Raw genomic sequence first — 16,467 nt, forward strand, 5'->3', positions numbered from 1 at the left:
CTCACGACTGCTTCGCAGCCGAACGCAGGCTTCGCCAGCTGCTACAAGGGGTGTGCCATGACTGCAACTGTTTTGCGTATTTGAATAAAAAAGAAATGGAGTTGTACCGATGAAAATGCTTGGCAGGACTCTGCTGACACTGTCCTTATTGGGCGCAATGGCTACCGGCGCCCAGGCCAATGACAAGGTACTGCGCGTCTACAACTGGTCGGACTACATCGCCCCGGACACCGTCAAGAAGTTCGAAGACGAGACTGGCATCCGCGTGACCTACGATGTGTTCGACAGCAATGAAACCCTTGAAGCACGCCTGCTCGCGGGCAAATCCGGCTACGACCTCGTCGTGCCGTCCAACAGTTTTCTGGCCAAGCAGATCAAGGCCGGGGTGTACCAGACGCTCGACAAATCGAAGCTGCCAAACTGGAAAAACCTCAACCCGGTGCTGCTGAAAAACGCCGCCGCCAGCGACCCCGACAACAGTCATGCCTTCCCGTACATGTGGGGCTCGATCGGTATCGGCTTCAACCCGGCCAAGGTCAAGGAAGTGCTCGGCGCCAACGCCCCGACCAACTCCTGGGACTTGCTGTTCAAACCGGAAAACGCTGAAAAACTGAAAGCCTGCGGCATCAGCTTCCTCGATTCGCCGACCGAGATGATCCCGGCCGCCCTGCACTACCTGGGTTACCCGGTGAACGATCAGGACAAGGCACACATCGCGGAGGCCGAAGCGCTGTTCATGAAAATTCGCCCGTCGGTGGCGTACTTCCATTCCTCGAAGTACATCTCGGACCTGGCCAACGGCAACATCTGCGTGGCCGTCGGTTACTCCGGCGACGTGCTGCAGGCCAAGGCCCGCGCCGAGGAAGCTGGCGACAAGGTGAAGATCAACTACAGCATCCCGAAAGAAGGCGCTGGCAGTTTCTACGATATGGTCGCCATGCCGCGTGATGCCGCCAACGTTGAGAACGCCTACCTGTTCATGAACTTCCTGATGCGTCCGGACGTGATTGCCGACATCACCAACAACATCGGCTACAGCAACGCCAACTCGGCCGCCACGGCGTTGGTGGATGAAGCGATCCGCAACGAACCGGGCTCCTATCCGCCGGAAGCGGTGATGGCGACACTGTATGCCATTCCCGACCAGCCGATTGCCATCCAGCGGATCATGACCCGTGGCTGGACCAAGGTGAAGCTCGGCAAATAATCGCTGAATTTGAGATAGCCATCGCGGGCAAGCCCGGCTCCCACAAGGTTCCGTGCTGGAACACAGATTTGTCTACGACGCCAACCCTGTGGGAGCCGGGCTTGCCCCGGGCTGCATTTCCACGCGGAGCGTGGGAACGATCATCAGCTTTACAGTTTTCCGTTCCCGCAGCGCCTTACCACCGCTGCACGCTATTGAAGCAGAACGGCCTCACCTGGCTTCCTCGGTTTAGGTGAATTCAGGCGCCCTCCTCGGGCGCCTTTTTTTATGCAGGAACGAGCGGCCATTCGGCCAACGCCCGATAACGCCCCTTATGCGATTCAAACAGCACGAATCGATCAGCACGCAGGAAAAATTCAGGCGCAGCGGCAGACTCGGGCACCGGCATCCGATAGTCGCGCATCAACGTCAAATGCGGGCGAAACTCCTTCGGCGCATCCTCAAACCCAAACGGCAACATTGCCTGCTCCAGCGCATAGACCAAGCGCAAAAGCTCAGGCGGCGCCTGCTCGGGTGCGAGCACCAACACCCCGGCCCGGCGCCAGACATCCAGTCGATCAAGCACCAGCCGCAACGGCTCTCCCGGCACGCGCACCTTTGCGGCAGCTGTGCAGATCTCGCCGATCTGCGCCACACCGACCGCGCCCAAAAACAGCAGCGTCAGGTGAAAGTTGTCCGCCGGCACCGGGCGCCCGCTGCGCAGTTGCAGGGCGTTGCGCCACTGCGCGATGGCCCGGCGTTGCTCTGGCGGGCAGCTCAGCGCGAAAAACAGCCGCTTGAACGGTTCACGGAATTCGTCGCTCATGCCTGGCACCTCCTGACATGCACGTTATAGTTGAACCAACCGAAAACAACGGGAGGGGGCCATGCGGGAGATCATCAGCAAAGAGCCATGGTGGGCAATGCCGCCACAACCGGGGCAGGATGAATCCGAGCTGGAATGGGGCTGGCTGGTTCACTATAGCGAAGGTGAGCCGCGTTTCGAGTTCGTCAGGGAGCGGCCGACGGATAACGAGATCCGTAATCGCAAGAGTTGCCGGATCACCCCGAGCGCGGAGTGATCCGACGGTTCGCGTCAGGACTGATAGATGATGTTGAAGCCGCCGAAGATCATGCGCTGACCATCGAACGGCATTGAATTGACGTCCGGTTGCATGCGCGGGTCGGCCATCATTTTCTGCATGCCGGCATTGCGGGTCGACTTGTCTGGCCAGATGATCCAGGAAAACACCACGGTTTCGTCTTCCCTGAGTTTTACCGCCATCGGAAACGAGGTCACTTTGCCGTCCGGCACGTCGTCACCCCAACATTCAACAATGCTCAAGGCGCCGTTCTCCTTGAAAATCGCGCTGGTGATTTCGGCGTGCTTCTTGAATTGCTCGCGGTTGGCGGTCGGTACAGCAATCACACAGCCATCGACATAAGACATGGTCATTCTCCTGCGGGGGGTTGAGGGTCGATCTGCTGGTTAGTCGACTGGCTCGGAGTCCATTCGACAGTGGCCGGATCCTGGCCGACCGGCGGTTCGGCGCTCGCCGCCAAATTGCCCTCGACCTGCCCCGCTATGTACAAAGTCCCCGCCATCACGCCGGTCGTCGGATTTTTCACCAACTGCATCCAGGCCTTATCGAACGTGTTGCCCAGGCTGCTGCGAATCAGCGCTTCGCTGTCAGGCCGGTCGGCGGCCTGAATCAGCGCGCGAATCCCGGCCACACCGACGGTAATCAACCCGCCCGCGAGTTTCCCGGCAGCAGCCGCCACGGCGCTGGCCGCACCGCGGGGGGCCATTTCGGCCTCCATGCGCTGACTGGCGCGCTTGGCCACGGGCGCCATGGCGGTGTCGGTCGAGCCCACGCCCTTGTCGCCACCCGCCTTGTGGATCTTGTCGATCAGCGCGGCATAGGCCGGCAAGCTGTCCAGCGGCGCCGTGTGCACGACTTGATACAGCGAGGCATTGCGCGCCGGCGGCGGCCCGAGGGCGATGGCCGGGATTTTCTGGATTCGGCCGTTGAGCTGGGCCATCGGTATGCCGTGACGCTGGGAGGTTTTCTGCAGCGCTTCCTGAAGAATATCGACGTAGAACGCGGTGGCCAGGCCGAGAATCGCATCGGGATCAATCTCCACCGCGACCGGCGCCAGTACGCGTTGTTGGTATTGTTCCAGCAAATAGCCCGCCAGGCGCTTGGCCGAGGCGTCCTGCTCGCCCTTGGCGCTGATGGTGTACCAGCTGACTTTCATCGACAGCCATTCCTGGGTCCAGTAACTGCTGAACCAGGGGATGAAGTTCTCTTCGGTGAGTTGGTAAACCCGTGTTCGCCAATAATCCATGGCGCCGCGCGCATAGATTCGGGTCTGCTCGGTGGCCGATTGCGACGCCACGACGATTTCGCGATCCACCTGTCGCCATGTGCTCTCGGACACCACCACAACCGGCGCCACCACCGGGGCACGCTCAGGCGTGGCGCATCCCGCCAACACCACCAATACGGCGACGATCAGCGAACGCAGGTTCAAGATCGCGGTTTCCTACAATCGCCCTTGGGCAGAATGCCCGGTACTCAGAGGCCTATTTATTTGAGTATAGGTCGCGGTGTTTGTTCGCTTTGGATCGAAGGCGGATTTGAGGGCCCCATCATTGCCGTCGATATTCACCATCGCGACGAATGCCTTCCGCAATAAAACCGTCAGGCGCACGATCCCCCCATCACAACGCAAACCCCGCATCGGAGGGGCACATCATGTTGATCCATCTCCTGACCTGCCTGACCCTGACGGCCGTTACGCTGACACTTTTTTCCCGTTTCATCCTGGACATCGGCCAGACCGAGGAGCAAGCATCATGATCCACTCCGTTACTTTGGCAGTGAGCTTCCCGGTGTTCGGCAGCAACTACTACGCACAGGAATCTGTGTCGCGCAAAGCGCTGTCATTAGTGTTCGACAAACACTACGAGGCGTTGCTGATACCGGCAGCAGCCAACCACTTCAGCAACGAAGTGGTCGGCCTCAACGATCAGTTCCGCTTTCTCAATGACGTGCTGGCTGAACATCTGCTGGAGATCGAACTGGCCCAGAGCACATCCCGCTCGTCGCGTCAGTTTACGTTCTAGGAAGACACGGGCCGGCGAACGGCCCTGACTTTGCCGCTGTTGCCACCGCCGCAGAAAAACCGCTCGCCACCATCCGATTCAAGCCCTGACACCCCCACGCCTGACGGCATTTCGATAGCCTCCAGGACTTTGCCGGTGATCGGGTCAATTCGCCGCAATTCACTTTCTTCCTCCTCCCAGGTGCCGTGCCACATTTGGCCGTCCACCCAGGTCACGCCGGTGACGAAACGGTTGGACTCGATGGTGCGCAGGATTTTCCCGGTCTCGGGGTCGATTTGATGGATCTTGCGCGCCCGGTACTGACCGACCCACAGCGTTCCTTCTGCCCAGGTCAATCCCGAGTCGGTACCGCCGCCGGGCGCCGGAATTGTCGCGAGCACGCGGCCGCTTTTTGGATCGATTTTGTTGATGTGTTCCCCGGCAATCTGGAACAAATGCTTGCCGTCGAAGGCGGTTCCCGCGTCTGCGGTTATGTCGAGCGAACGCAGCGGCTTGTCACTGTCCGGGTCAAAGACGTTGAGCTTGTCTCCGGAAGCGAACCAAACGTGCCGGCCGTCAAACGAGACGCCGTGCACGCTTTTTACGTCGGGAAAAGGTCCGTATTCGCGGATGATTTCAGCTGATGAACGTTTCATGGGTACATCCTCTTCACTGGGTGTGTGGAGTGGATCCTAATCACCCGGCAACAAAGCGGTGAGTAACAAAGTCGTCGCGAATCCCGGCATCGGTGGCGTCATCCAGCGACGCGCCTTGCCGCGACCGAACGCCTGCACTTTGCTGGCGACTGCCAGCGAATCAAGCGCCCGTTGCACGCTACGCTGACTGGTGCCAAGCGCCATCGCCAAGGCCGAACTCGACCACGATTCACCGTCTGCCAGAAAAGCCAGGAGCGCCGCGTGCTGCTCCTCGACCGGTCGCGCCAGCACCACGACGTCGGGCGCCACCAGTGCAAACCCGCGCTTCGTCGCAGTGACGTCGGCCAACGGTCGAAGCGCCGCCCGCAGCCGTCCGATCTCCACGCGCAAGCGCGCACGGTGGGATTCATCACTGAGTTTCAAGCGAAAGGCGTGGGCGATAAGCACTTCGCGGCTGACATCGGCCGGCCAGGCTTCAGCCAACACCCGTGCGAGGGCGAACAACACCGGGCGACTGCCCAGCGAGACGGACATGCCGGCGCCGCGCACCGTGTAGCGACACGCGTCGACCACCAGCGAGGTTGAAGCGAACAGCGTTTCGACTTCATCCAGCATCAGTGGTCGTGTTTCGCCACGGCTGATCAACCGGGCTGCGGGGGCGTTCATGACGTGAGCGGCGCTTTCGACTTCGCCCGTCAGTGCGGGGATAGCGGCTTCGGCGGCAAAGTGTTCAGCCCTTTGCAGCGCAGACCGGGCCTTTTTGATCTCCAGCCGACGCATCGCAATGCCGGCCACCACCAGTTCATGTGCGGCACGCAGGGCCGGCGGCAACGGCGCGGGGTCGAGACGGACGAGTAATTGCTCGACCTGATCGAGGTGCCCGATCAGCAACAACCGGCGGATCTCCAGATACCGCGCATGTGCCGCATTCACCCAATCCCCATGGGCTTCCAGCGTCGCCCGTGCCGCGTCGAGGGCCTTTACCGGCCAGCTCAAATCGCGCGCCGCCAGCGCAATTTCGGCCTCAGCCACCACGCACCGCGCCCGGGCCATGGGCTCTTTCGCACCAAATGCACGCGCCGCCCGTTTGACCAACGCCTTCGCCCGTTCCAGATCGCCGAGCTGGGCCATGGCGATGCCGCGCAGTGCCAGCGCCGGTGCATCATCGCGCAAGGCCACCCGGTTCAAAGCACCGAGCGGATCACCCGCTGCCAGCGCTCGGGCAGCAGCGGTGATTAACGAGTCCATTTGAATGGCGCCACGTTCGACACTCCCATCGTTCGATGTCCGCTGATCAGTCTATCTCACGAACCTCAAACAGCCCGTCACCCCACGAGCGTTATCGCGCGCGCTTGCCTTCTTGCACCCATTCACGCGGGCTGATGCCGGTTTTCCGGCGAAAGGCCCGGGCCAGGGCCGAGGGGCTTTCGTAGCCGACTTCATCGGCGATCAGTGCAATCGACTTACCTTGGCGCAAGCGCTTCTGCGCCAGGCTGATGCGCCAGCTCACCAGATAGTCGACCGGCGTCTGCCCGACCACCAGCCGAAAGTGTTCGGCAAAACTGGCGCGCGACATGTTGGCCACCGCCGATAATTGGGCGACGGTCCAAGGCTTTTCAGGCGCGTCATGCATCAAGTTCATGGCCCGCGCCAGCCGTGCATCCGCGAGGCCGGCCATCATGCCCGGACGCTGATCGCGACTGGACAACAGGTGGCGCAGCAACTGAATCACCAGCAATTCGAACAGTCGATCCATCATCGCTTCACGGCCGCAGGTGTCGCCGAACGCTTCGTTGAACAACCAGTCCAGCGTGCTGGCCATCGTCGGAACGCTGCCCAGTGGCAGTAGCAGATAGTCAGGCAACGCGGTCGCCAGGGCATTACCGGCGCCGCCGTCGAAATCCAGCGAAGCGCACACCAGTTGCGTGCCCGACGCTTCGCTGGCGAACAAGCGATGACGATAAGGTCGCGGGAAAAATATCAGCGTGGGCTCGGTCAGCAAACGGTCCGGTTCATCGGCCAACTTCAGCGTCAATTCGCCCGCCTGCAGCAGGTGGATGTGCCCCGTTGACTGCTCACCATCAAAGACCACGGCGTCGCAAAAACGCCCACTGAAGAAGCTCCCGGCGCTGACGCCGAAGTGGGTGAGCAAGGTGGACAAGCGATCCATGGAACGACTCCCGGGGGACAGGTTTGGACGATCTGTTGCATATCCTCGACGATTTGCACCCTAAACGCCACCGCCGTTGCATAGCATAGACCCCGTACCCAGCGCACACCGCGCTTGAATCGACGGAGCAACACCATGAGCCGCATCACCGCCCTGAGCCTCGAACACGCCACTGAAACCACCCGCACGCTGCTGGAAGGCGTGCAGAAAAAAATCGGCTTTTTGCCCAATGTCTTCAAAACCCTGGCCCATGCCCCTGCTGTATTGGCGGCCTACCTGCAACAAGGCGTGGCGCTGGGTAAAACATCCCTGAGTGCGACGGAAAAAGAAGCCATTTTCCTGGCCACCTCGCAGGTCAACGGCTGCGATTACTGCCTGGCGGCGCATACCTTGTTTGCCGGTAAAGCCGGACTGTCGGCGCAGGACATCCTCAGCGCCCGGCACGGCCAACTGAATGCCTTCGCCACGCTCGCCCAACAAATCACCGAAAGCCGTGGCCACCTGAGCCTCGAACAAATCGACGCAGCACGTACCGCCGGCATCAACGACGCCAAGATCATTGAAGTGATTGCCCATGTGGCCTCGCAGACGCTGACCAACTACCTCAACAACCTCGCCCTGACCGATATCGACTTCCCCGCCATCGAGGCTTGAACCCGGCGCTTGATTTCAGGAGTACTGACAATGAACAACGTGACGATCTACACCACCGACACCTGCCCCTATTGCCGTAACGCCAAGGCGCTGCTGAGCAGCAAAGGCGTCACCGCGCAGGAGATAAACGTTCAGGTTGATCCCGGCAAATTCCAGGAGATGCTCGACCGCAGCGGTCGTCGCAGCGTGCCGCAGATTTTCATCGGTGACACCCATGTCGGCGGTTTCGATGACCTGGCCAAACTGGATCGTCAGGGCGGTTTACTGTCGATGCTGGCCTGAAATGCACGACGCCCGGCGCGGCCTGAAATACAGGTCGTGCCGGTATTCTCTTAATTCTTCATAGGTTGTACGATGACCGACGAGTCACCCATTCCCATAACAACAAGGAAACACCTATGAAGAACGTCAAACTGCTGGTCGGTTTTTTATGCCTCTTCAGTGGCTACGTAGCGGCCGCCCCCGCCTCCGGCGAGAAAGAGGTCGCCAGCGCTGTCGACCATCTGACCCAAGCCATGTTGCACAAGAACATCACCGAGCTTAAAGCGCTGACCGCCGAGAACCTGACCTATGGGCATTCCAGCGGCAAGGTTCAGGACAAGACCGACTTCATCGCTGATATCGAAACGGGCAAAAGCGCGTTCAAAACCCTGGAAATGCAAAACCAGACCATCAGCGTCTCCGGCGATGTCGCGCTGGTGCGCAATCATTTCTCGGCGCAAGCCCTCAAAGGCACCGAAGTGGTCCCGACCGAAATCGAGAACTTCCAGATCTGGCAAAAGAAAAGCGGCCAATGGCTGCTGGTTGGCCGCCAGGCTTTCCGTATCTAAAACAAAAATCCCGCTCAAGGTCACTTGAGCGGGATTTTTTATTCACGCAGCGTTATCGAATCAAGCTACCGGGATCATCGGGTCCGCGGCTGCCAATGCGGTGACACGGTCAGCTGCCGGCGGGTAGATCCAGACCGTATTGATTTGAGTTTTGAGGTCTTTGGCTTCCTGCTTGACCAGTTTGACCTGACGATCCCAACCCTCGGTGTACACCGCGCCCCAGGCCCCCAGATCCAGGCAGGTGACGTACTTGGGCTGGCTGTACGGCGTCGGGTCCACCCCCAGGATTTGCGCCGCCACGTTATTCCCTGCGTGACGCCCCAGCGAGATCGCGTGCTGGCAGGTCATCAAGGCATGATTACCGATGTCATCACTGGCCGCGTACGCCACATCCCCCGTGGCAAAGATGTCGTCCTGGCCGATGACTTTCAGATGGCTGTCCACGTGCAGACGGCCCATGGCATCACGTTCGGCGGGGATTTGCTCAGTCAGCGAACTGGCTCGCACACCGGTGGTCCAGACCACGGTCTTGGCGTCGATGCGCTGGCCATCGGCCAAGGTCACACCCTTCTCGTCGACTGCAACGACCGACGATTTCAAACGCCATTTCACGCCCAGCTCAGTGCTTGCCTCAGCGATCTTATGGCTGATTTCAGCCCCCATCGAAGCACCGACCTTTTCGCCACGGTCGACGACGATCACCTCGATGTCCGCGGCCTCGCCGAGGATGGCCCGCAGACGCGCCGGCATTTCGGTCGCCGTTTCAATCCCGGTGAAACCGCCACCGGCCACCACGACCGTGTTGCGGCTTTTACTGGCAGGCAGGTTGACCAGGGATTTGAGGTGGTTTTCCAGACGCACGGCTTGTTCGATCTGATCCACATCAAAGGCATGTTCGGCCACACCCGGGGTGTCCGGCAGGGCCAGGCGGCTGCCGGTGGCCAGAACGAGTTTGTCGTAGCTGCACGTCTGCGCAGTGCCCGAAACATCGGTGTAACCGACACGTTTTTGCTGCACATCGATGGTCTCTGCGGAGCCCTTGATGAACTTCACACCCACGGCATCGAACAGCTCACCGATCGGTGCGGCGAGTTGATGAGCATTCGGTTCGTAGAAGCGCGGACGCACACGCAGCTCGGCCTGAGGCGCCAGTACCGTGAGCTCTAAGCCGTCATGATCATGAAGGTCAAACAGGCGCGTGGCGCTCAACGCCGTCCACATGCCGCCGAAACCTGCGCCGATTACCAGAATGTGCTGTTTCATCGTTTTAACTCCGGGGAAGACCAAAGACTCTGCTCGTTGTTGAGCCGACAACGGCGACTATAGTGATCCGAGTTAAAACACGCAACGACCTTCCATCGATCGTTACCATCACCTGCCCTGATACCTCGACAATCCGGCCAACAGCTCTCATCCATCGACCGCCCAGGCTAATTAGGGGTGTCGACGGCTCGTTGCTTCCCTATCCGTCGACTGATAACATTGGCGACTCATTCAGTCGGAGATATCAATGTCTCTTTACAGCGCGGGCGTTGAATACGGCATTCATTGCCTGATTTTTCTGGTAGGCGATTACGGCGATAGCCGTGAGGCGAGCGTGCGCGACCTCGCCGAATTGCAAGGCGTGCCGCTGGATTACCTGGCCAAGATCTTCACCAAACTGGCCAAGGCCAAACTGGTCATCGCCACCGAAGGTGTGCGCGGCGGGTTCAAACTGGCGCGCCCGGCGGACGAAATCAGCGTGCTGGACATCGTCAACGCCATCGACGGCCAGAAGCGGATCTTCGATTGCCGCGAAATCCGTGGACGCTGCGCCCTGTTCGACGGCTCCCCACCGGAGTGGGCCCTGGACGGTAATTGCGCGGTGCACGCGGTCATGATGACCGCGCAAAAGCGCATGGAAGAAGCGCTCGCCCAGCAAACCATTCTCGATTTGGCCAGAAGGGTCGGGCGCAAAGCGCCTGCCGAATTCGGTGCCCAACTGAACAACTGGATGAATGATCGGCGGGAAAAGAAAACCGCCATCAGTGCACCGGTCGAGGATGAGCAAATCATTCCGACGACCGATGTTTCCGACTGACCAATCACCTATGGGCAAACCGGATTAGAGCGCTCTATGATTGAACCCCATGACGACCTCCGCTCCGATCCGCTCACCCTGCCCGCCCGGCGCCTGCACCTGCGGGCGTGACCCGCTGCTGGAAACACCGGGCGCGGACGTGCGCATCCTGTTTCTGACCCGCCAGGAAGAAAAACGCCTGCTCGATCGACTGGAAAACTTGCAGAGCCTGGCCGACCTCGAACGCCTGCAAAACCGCATGTACGAGCAACTGGGCATCCGCGTCGAGATCGTCCCCAGCTTCAACGAAGTACGCACCATGCGCGGCATCGGCATCACCCTCGGCGAACAGCCCGGGCTGTGCCGAAAAACCCGCCAGTCAATCCCGGCCGCGATTCGCCGAGGCCTGGAGAATCGCCCGGAAATCGCTTATGACATCCTCAACGCCAACGACCTGTTGCGTGATGCCTGAGGGCAGTAACGATGAATCTCGTGATGGAGTTCCCCGTCACCGACGACATACTGACGTCCTACGCCCTGGCCATCGGTGCTGATCTAACGGCGTACCGCAATCATATTTATCGGATGCTGAACTTCTATGTCGCGATCAGCGGCACTGATTCACTGCCATCGGAGGCGGTGCAGATTGCGGCGGCGTTTCATGACCTGGGCATCTGGACTGACGGGACCATCGACTACCTGGAACCGTCGGTCCAGCAGGCCATGGAGTACCTCGCCAGTCGGCAGTTGACGGACCTTGGCGACGAAGTGACGGCGCTTATCCTGGAACACCACAAAGTGCGGCCTTACCGCGCCGCCCATGCACTCAGCGTCGAGCCTTTCCGGCGAGCCGATGTGATCGATGTGTCCCTGGGGTTGATGACGTTCGGCCTGCCAAGGGCTTACATCAAAACGGTGAAGGCGACGTTTCCCAATCATGGCTTTCACAGGATGCTGATCAGGCTCACGGCGCGGCAGTTCCTGCGCTCCCCGCTCAAGCCATTGCCGATGTTTCGCTGGTAAAACCGCTCAATGGATCATGGCGTCGGCACCACGGTGTAGTAGACGCCGTTGGCACCATAGGCAGGGCGCACCCAAGAATTCCCGCACTGATAAAACGTGCCAGCTGGGCCGGCGATCAACCCGCAGCCGGAAGGAAGCGTGGCAAAGGTCGACCCCATGGGCAGCGTCTCGGGGGCAGTAGCGACCATTCCAGCGTTATAACCGGCGCTATAGGCATCATTATCGGCATTGTCTTCAACGACGCTGGCGACAGCCGCGCCCGACACCGCTCCTGCAGCGGCCACGGCTGCCGGGGCGTAGCCACAGTTGTAACAACCACTGCTGCCAATGACTGCCGTTGGCGGATGGTAATAGCCGGTTCCATAGGTGGCCGGATGGTATACCGAGGTGCCATAGCCGTCTGCGCGATAACCGGCGGCAGTGCCGCCATTTTCACCCTGGGCGCGCCACGAGCCATCACTCCCCCAGGCCGTCCCGCCATTCTCGTCTCTGGCGCTCCAGTTACCATCGTTGCCCGATGCCGAGCCTCCTCGAAAACCCGACGCGTTCCAGCTGCCGTCACCGCCCGAAGCCGACCCGCCGCGATTAGTCTCTCCACTCCAGCTGCCATCTCCACCCGAGGCAGAGCCGAACGCGCCGGAGCGGTTCCAGTCTCCCCCGCCCCCCCACGAACGACCGAAACTTCCGGCATGCGACCAGGCCGCCGCCTGGTTGCAGCTCAGTAGCGCAATCAACACCCCGGCAAGCGTCAAGATTGATCGACTCATGGCTCAGTCACCTCACTCGGTTTTTTGCGGTTTTGCCACCGGTTCTTTAACCCCTGCAGGGGCGCGCATGCCCGGTGGCGGGGCAAACTGAATGCGTTGCGCCTTCTCACTGTTCTGTGGCTTGAAGAACTGCTCAGGCATCGCCGATTCGAGCTTCCAGTCGCTGAACGCAACCTGATGCCGCGATTGCGTCGGATCATCCCGAAACACGGCACGCAGCATGCGCGGCAACTTGTCCTGCGTACCGACCCACGCTTGCACAAACACGGTATCGCTGGCGTAGGCAATGACGTCGGTGGTGGTGTCGCCAACCACCGTGGACTGACCGATGTAAAACGCCAGGCGCAGGTCCTTCGACAAATCCTTGTAGGGGTCGGCGACGATCACATCGGTAAAGGGAAAGTAGATCGCGGCTCGCTGGTACGCGGCCTCCAGCGTCGCATCGATAGTGGGTGGCGCGTCCGCCTGGGCCAGCAGGTTTTCCTTCGGTGCGTAGGCATAGGCCTGTTTACCGTCGTAGTAAAACTCGGTCGCCGGGCCGTCACCCGAGGTTAAAACGCGCAGGTGATCTGGCCGTTGCACGGTCACCAACGCGACGGTGTTGTAGGCCAGAGGTGGCCCCGGTCGGCTGGGTTTTTCGTAAGTGGTAATGGCTTTGAAACTCATGCCCGGCGTGCTCGTCAACTTGGCACTCATGGCCTTGAGAACGTCCAGCGCCTTGGGTTCCAGTTGCATGGCTGGCGCCGCCTCAACAGCGGGTTGTGCCGCGTGCAAAGGACCGGCAAACAAGTACACCAGCCAGCCAAAGAAGAACAATCGGGCCTGCGTTGGGAAAGACGGCATCGCTTGCTCTCCACCGAGATCTGTTGGAGCACTAAAGTCTAGCAATGCCCCGGAACCAGACGGAATATTTTCCGATCATCCCGCCATTGCCCATGACCACTGCGTGCAAGCCCGGCCACCTCCACCCGATGAAAATCATCATCAAATAAGAAAAAAAACTGATTGCCTGAGCGACAACGGCACTTTTTCGGCCAATTGCTGCTGAATATTTCGCAGGTCGTACTACGCTCTTGCGGGGGAAAGCCATTTTCACTACCGGTCGGGGGACCTGTTTCGACACCCCATTCCCGCAAGCAGGAGTTCCACATGAACCAGACAAAGCTTTCCAGGCTCTTCGCCGCATCGGTGCTGTTGTCTGCAATGGCTCTACCCGGCATCTCCCAGGCAGCAGACAAATCGGCCCCTAATATCCTGGTGATCATGGGCGACGATATCGGCTGGTCGAATATCGGTGTCTACAACCAGGGCATGATGGCCGGCCGCACCCCCAACCTCGACCAGCTCGCGGCCGAAGGCATGCGCTTCACCGATTATTACGCCGAGGCCAGTTGCACGGCCGGGCGCGCCAATTTCATCACCGGTGAACTGCCGATCCGCACCGGGATGACCACGGTCGGCCAGGCCGGCTCGCCTGCCGACGGTACACGGCTTCGACGAATTCTTTGGCTACCTCTATCACCTCGACGCCATGGAAGACCCGGCGCACCCCAACTATCCGCAAGACCTGCTAGCGACTGTCGGCCCACGCAACATGGTCCACAGTTGGGCCACCACCACCGATGACAGCACCGTGATGCCGCGTTGGGGCAAGGTCGGCAAACAGAAAATCGAAGACGCCGGCACGCTGTATCCAGAGCGGATGAAAACCGTCGACGAGGAGATCCGCGACAAGACCTTTACCTTCATCGACAAGGCCAAGCAGGACAACAAACCCTTCTTCGTCTGGCTCAATCCAACTCGCATGCACATCGTTACCCACCTGTCCGATAAATACGAAGCCATGCGCAACTCGGAAAACGGCTGGTCGGAACAGGAAGCCGGCATGGCGCAACTTGACGACGTCGTTGGCGATGTCATGGCCAAGCTGAAAAAAGACGGGCTGGCCGATAACACCATCGTCATTTTCACTACCGACAATGGCGCGGAGAACTTCACTTGGCCGGATGGCGGCACCACCCCGTTTGCCATGGGCAAAGGCACCATTATGGAAGGCGGCTTCCGGGTACCGGCGATTATTCGCTGGCCGGGCAAAGTACCGGCCAACCAGGTCGCCAACGGCATCATGTCGGGCATGGACTGGTTCCCGACCCTGGTCGCGGCAGCGGGTAACCCGAACATCACCGCCGAACTGCTCAAGGGTAAACAACTGGGCGATACCACCTACAAAGTGCACCTCGACGGTTACGACCAGACGCCGATGATTACCGGAAAGGGTCCGTCGAACCGCCACGAGATCTTCTACTTTGGAGAGAGCACCCTCGGTGCAGTGCGCATCGATGACTACAAATATCGTTTCATTGACCAGCCAAGTGCCTGGTTGGGAGCTAAGGTTGCGGTGGACGTGCCGTACCTGACCAACCTGCGGCTCGACCCGTTCGAACGCATGGGCTGGGCGGACAATGGGGCCGCGCAAGGTTCGACACAATACTTTGACTGGTTCAAGTATCAGTTCTGGCGTTTTGTGTTTGTCCAGCAACAGGTCGCCAAACTGGCTGAAACCGCCATCGAGTTCCCGCCGATGCAAAAAGGCGCGAGCTTCAACCTCGACTCGGTCAAGGCCAAGATCGAAGCGGCCCGGGCAGCCATGGCCAAGTAACCAGCAGAATCCAGGGGTGGCTGGCGCCAGCCACCCTTGTTTGAAGGGACATTTCCTGGGGGGAAACCATGCGAACAAGAACAGTTGCTTTACCCACTTTCACCCTTCTTGCGCTCTGCTGCCAGCAAGCCTGGGCTGGCGGAATCATGCTCTACGAAATCGGCACCGATAACGCCGGCCTGGCCAACGCCGGTGCCGCTGCGCGCGCTCAAGGCCCCTCGACCATCGCCAGCAATCCGGCGGGTATGAGTTACCTGCCCGGCACGCAAATCACCGCAGGCTTGCAGGTGCTTTATGGCGACTTGAGTTTCGATCGAGACTCCGGCACCAACGTTTCAGGCAGTAACAGTGGCAATGCCCTCGATCCGATTCCCGGCGCCAGCTTCTTTGTCACGCATGAACTCGACGATCACTGGAGCGTCGGTTTCGGCCAGTACGGCGACTTCGGGCTGGCACTCAATTACGACAACGATTGGTCCGGGCGGTACTTCGCACAGAACGTCAGCCTGCTCGGTTTGTCCCTGGTGCCGAGCGTGGCCTACCGCTTCAATGAGCAGTGGTCGGTGGGCGTGGGCATCAAAGCCATGTACGGCATATTGAAGGCAGATACCGCCATTGACCGCTCTCCCTTCGGCTTCACCGACCGCGCAGATGGCCAGTTCAAATACAAGGATGGCACCTGGGGCTATGGCGCCAACGTTGGGGTCATCTACGCACCACAACCCGGTACGCGCATCGGCCTGACCTACACCAGCAAAGTCGATCTGGACTTCGAGGATCGGCTGGATGTGAAAGGCGACGGCCGCCTGCTGGATCGCATCAACAACACCAACACTAAAATCGACACATCAGTGCCGCAGACCGTGACCCTGAGCCTGTACCAGCAACTCGACCGCCAATGGGCCTTGCTGGCCTCGGCCAACTGGCAGGACTGGTCTGAGTTCGGTGAGATCGGGGTGGAGGTCGATACCAGCGCGTTGGGGGCTCAATCGAAAACGGTCGACGCCGGGTTCAAGGACACCTGGCACCTTTCGCTGGGCGCGCAATACCAGGCCACCGAACAATGGTTGTGGAACGTCGGTATGGCCTACGACAGCAGCGCGGTCTCGGACAGCAATCGCTCCGTTATCTTGCCGATGAACGAATCTTGGCGCATTGCCACAGGAGCCACCTATGCTCTGAACAAGGACACCGACGTGAATGTCAGCTGGGCCATGATCTGGCTCGACGACATGCCCGACAACCAGACCAAGGCCGTGTCAGGCGATCGAATTTCCGGTCAATTCGACAAAGCCTGGATTCAAGCCCTGACCGGCAACATGACTTGGCGTTTTTGATGCACTGCAATGAACAA

Annotated in this window: 19 protein-coding genes and 1 pseudogene; 11 read left to right on the forward strand and 9 right to left on the reverse strand. The window is 59.9% G+C overall.

All coding sequences use genetic code 11. The features are described from left to right. Positions 1-109 precede the first annotated feature (109 nt). Complete coding sequence (locus AC1D2P_RS18240; RefSeq protein ID WP_477757477.1) at positions 110-1,207, forward strand: polyamine ABC transporter substrate-binding protein; 1,098 nt, start codon at positions 110-112, stop codon at positions 1,205-1,207. Positions 1,208-1,472: 265 nt separating this feature from the next. Here the strand turns inward: AC1D2P_RS18240 and thpR are convergent, their stop codons facing one another. Beyond that, positions 1,473-2,012, reverse strand: coding sequence for an RNA 2',3'-cyclic phosphodiesterase (thpR, locus tag AC1D2P_RS18245; protein ID WP_046027715.1), 540 nt, complete (start codon positions 2,010-2,012; stop codon positions 1,473-1,475). A gap of 61 nt (positions 2,013-2,073) precedes the next feature. Here thpR and AC1D2P_RS18250 point away from each other — a divergent pair, with 61 nt between their 5' ends. Continuing rightward, a complete protein-coding gene (locus tag AC1D2P_RS18250) occupies positions 2,074-2,268 on the forward strand; it encodes a hypothetical protein (protein WP_046027717.1) in 195 nt (64 codons plus the stop codon). A 14-nt stretch (positions 2,269-2,282) separates the two neighbouring features. On the opposite strand, the gene AC1D2P_RS18255 is transcribed toward AC1D2P_RS18250, so the two are convergent. Beyond that, a complete protein-coding gene (locus AC1D2P_RS18255) occupies positions 2,283-2,636 on the reverse strand; it encodes a DUF1428 domain-containing protein (protein ID WP_109784588.1) in 354 nt (117 codons plus the stop codon). A 2-nt stretch (positions 2,637-2,638) separates the two neighbouring features. After that, complete coding sequence (locus AC1D2P_RS18260; protein WP_109784587.1) at positions 2,639-3,721, reverse strand: hypothetical protein; 1,083 nt, start codon at positions 3,719-3,721, stop codon at positions 2,639-2,641. Positions 3,722-4,046: 325 nt separating this feature from the next. Here AC1D2P_RS18260 and AC1D2P_RS18265 point away from each other — a divergent pair, with 325 nt between their 5' ends. Continuing rightward, positions 4,047-4,316, forward strand: a complete 270-nt coding sequence (locus tag AC1D2P_RS18265) for a hypothetical protein (protein ID WP_046027728.1) — start codon at positions 4,047-4,049, stop codon at positions 4,314-4,316. On the opposite strand, the gene AC1D2P_RS18270 is transcribed toward AC1D2P_RS18265, so the two are convergent. From AC1D2P_RS18270 to AC1D2P_RS18280, 3 genes are all read right to left on the reverse strand, one after another. Continuing rightward, complete coding sequence (locus AC1D2P_RS18270; protein ID WP_109784586.1) at positions 4,313-4,951, reverse strand: Vgb family protein; 639 nt, start codon at positions 4,949-4,951, stop codon at positions 4,313-4,315. The genes AC1D2P_RS18265 and AC1D2P_RS18270 overlap by 4 nt on opposite strands. A 36-nt stretch (positions 4,952-4,987) precedes the next feature. Continuing rightward, on the reverse strand, positions 4,988-6,199 hold the full coding sequence (locus AC1D2P_RS18275; RefSeq protein WP_046027732.1) for a hypothetical protein: 1,212 nt from the start codon (positions 6,197-6,199) through the stop codon (positions 4,988-4,990). A gap of 91 nt (positions 6,200-6,290) precedes the next feature. Further along, positions 6,291-7,121, reverse strand: coding sequence for an AraC family transcriptional regulator (locus AC1D2P_RS18280; protein WP_046027733.1), 831 nt, complete (start codon positions 7,119-7,121; stop codon positions 6,291-6,293). A gap of 135 nt (positions 7,122-7,256) precedes the next feature. Between AC1D2P_RS18280 and AC1D2P_RS18285 the strand changes: the two genes are divergently transcribed. From AC1D2P_RS18285 to AC1D2P_RS18295, 3 genes are all read left to right on the forward strand, one after another. Then, entirely contained in the window at positions 7,257-7,775 is a 519-nt protein-coding gene (locus AC1D2P_RS18285; protein ID WP_109784585.1) for a carboxymuconolactone decarboxylase family protein, read from the forward strand. 30 nt (positions 7,776-7,805) lie between these two features. Beyond that, on the forward strand, positions 7,806-8,057 hold the full coding sequence (gene grxC / locus AC1D2P_RS18290; RefSeq protein ID WP_109784584.1) for a glutaredoxin 3: 252 nt from the start codon (positions 7,806-7,808) through the stop codon (positions 8,055-8,057). A gap of 116 nt (positions 8,058-8,173) precedes the next feature. Further along, the gene (locus AC1D2P_RS18295) at positions 8,174-8,605 is read left to right on the forward strand and encodes a nuclear transport factor 2 family protein (RefSeq protein WP_109784583.1); all 432 of its coding nucleotides are present in this window, start codon (positions 8,174-8,176) and stop codon (positions 8,603-8,605) included. Positions 8,606-8,665: 60 nt separating this feature from the next. On the opposite strand, the gene AC1D2P_RS18300 is transcribed toward AC1D2P_RS18295, so the two are convergent. Continuing rightward, on the reverse strand, positions 8,666-9,868 hold the full coding sequence (locus AC1D2P_RS18300) for an NAD(P)/FAD-dependent oxidoreductase (RefSeq protein ID WP_477757476.1): 1,203 nt from the start codon (positions 9,866-9,868) through the stop codon (positions 8,666-8,668). 247 nt (positions 9,869-10,115) lie between these two features. Here AC1D2P_RS18300 and AC1D2P_RS18305 point away from each other — a divergent pair, with 247 nt between their 5' ends. Genes AC1D2P_RS18305 through AC1D2P_RS18315 form a run of 3 tightly spaced genes read left to right on the forward strand, consistent with a single transcriptional unit; the run spans position 10,116 to position 11,687 of the window. After that, the gene (locus tag AC1D2P_RS18305; RefSeq protein WP_109784581.1) at positions 10,116-10,685 is read left to right on the forward strand and encodes an RrF2 family transcriptional regulator; all 570 of its coding nucleotides are present in this window, start codon (positions 10,116-10,118) and stop codon (positions 10,683-10,685) included. Between the two features lie 49 nt (positions 10,686-10,734). Continuing rightward, on the forward strand, positions 10,735-11,136 hold the full coding sequence (locus tag AC1D2P_RS18310; RefSeq protein ID WP_046027739.1) for a hypothetical protein: 402 nt from the start codon (positions 10,735-10,737) through the stop codon (positions 11,134-11,136). 11 nt (positions 11,137-11,147) lie between these two features. After that, positions 11,148-11,687: a hypothetical protein gene (locus tag AC1D2P_RS18315; RefSeq protein ID WP_046027741.1), complete on the forward strand. Its 540-nt coding sequence runs from the start codon at positions 11,148-11,150 to the stop codon at positions 11,685-11,687. Positions 11,688-11,701: 14 nt separating this feature from the next. Here the strand turns inward: AC1D2P_RS18315 and AC1D2P_RS18320 are convergent, their stop codons facing one another. Beyond that, positions 11,702-12,454: a hypothetical protein gene (locus AC1D2P_RS18320; RefSeq protein WP_077430332.1), complete on the reverse strand. Its 753-nt coding sequence runs from the start codon at positions 12,452-12,454 to the stop codon at positions 11,702-11,704. 12 nt (positions 12,455-12,466) lie between these two features. Then, entirely contained in the window at positions 12,467-13,297 is an 831-nt protein-coding gene (locus AC1D2P_RS18325; RefSeq protein WP_477757475.1) for a DUF2092 domain-containing protein, read from the reverse strand. A gap of 306 nt (positions 13,298-13,603) precedes the next feature. Here AC1D2P_RS18325 and AC1D2P_RS18330 point away from each other — a divergent pair. Both AC1D2P_RS18330 and AC1D2P_RS18335 read left to right on the forward strand, forming a co-directional pair. Beyond that, positions 13,604-15,113 (forward strand): annotated as a pseudogene (locus AC1D2P_RS18330) (sulfatase-like hydrolase/transferase). Positions 15,114-15,181: 68 nt separating this feature from the next. After that, positions 15,182-16,450 carry an OmpP1/FadL family transporter gene (locus AC1D2P_RS18335; RefSeq protein ID WP_109784577.1) on the forward strand — a complete coding sequence of 423 codons (1,269 nt, stop codon included), beginning with the start codon at positions 15,182-15,184 and terminating at the stop codon, positions 16,448-16,450. The last annotated feature ends 17 nt before the right edge of the window (positions 16,451-16,467 follow it).

The organism is Pseudomonas sp. P1_F1_2 (assembly GCF_056405815.1).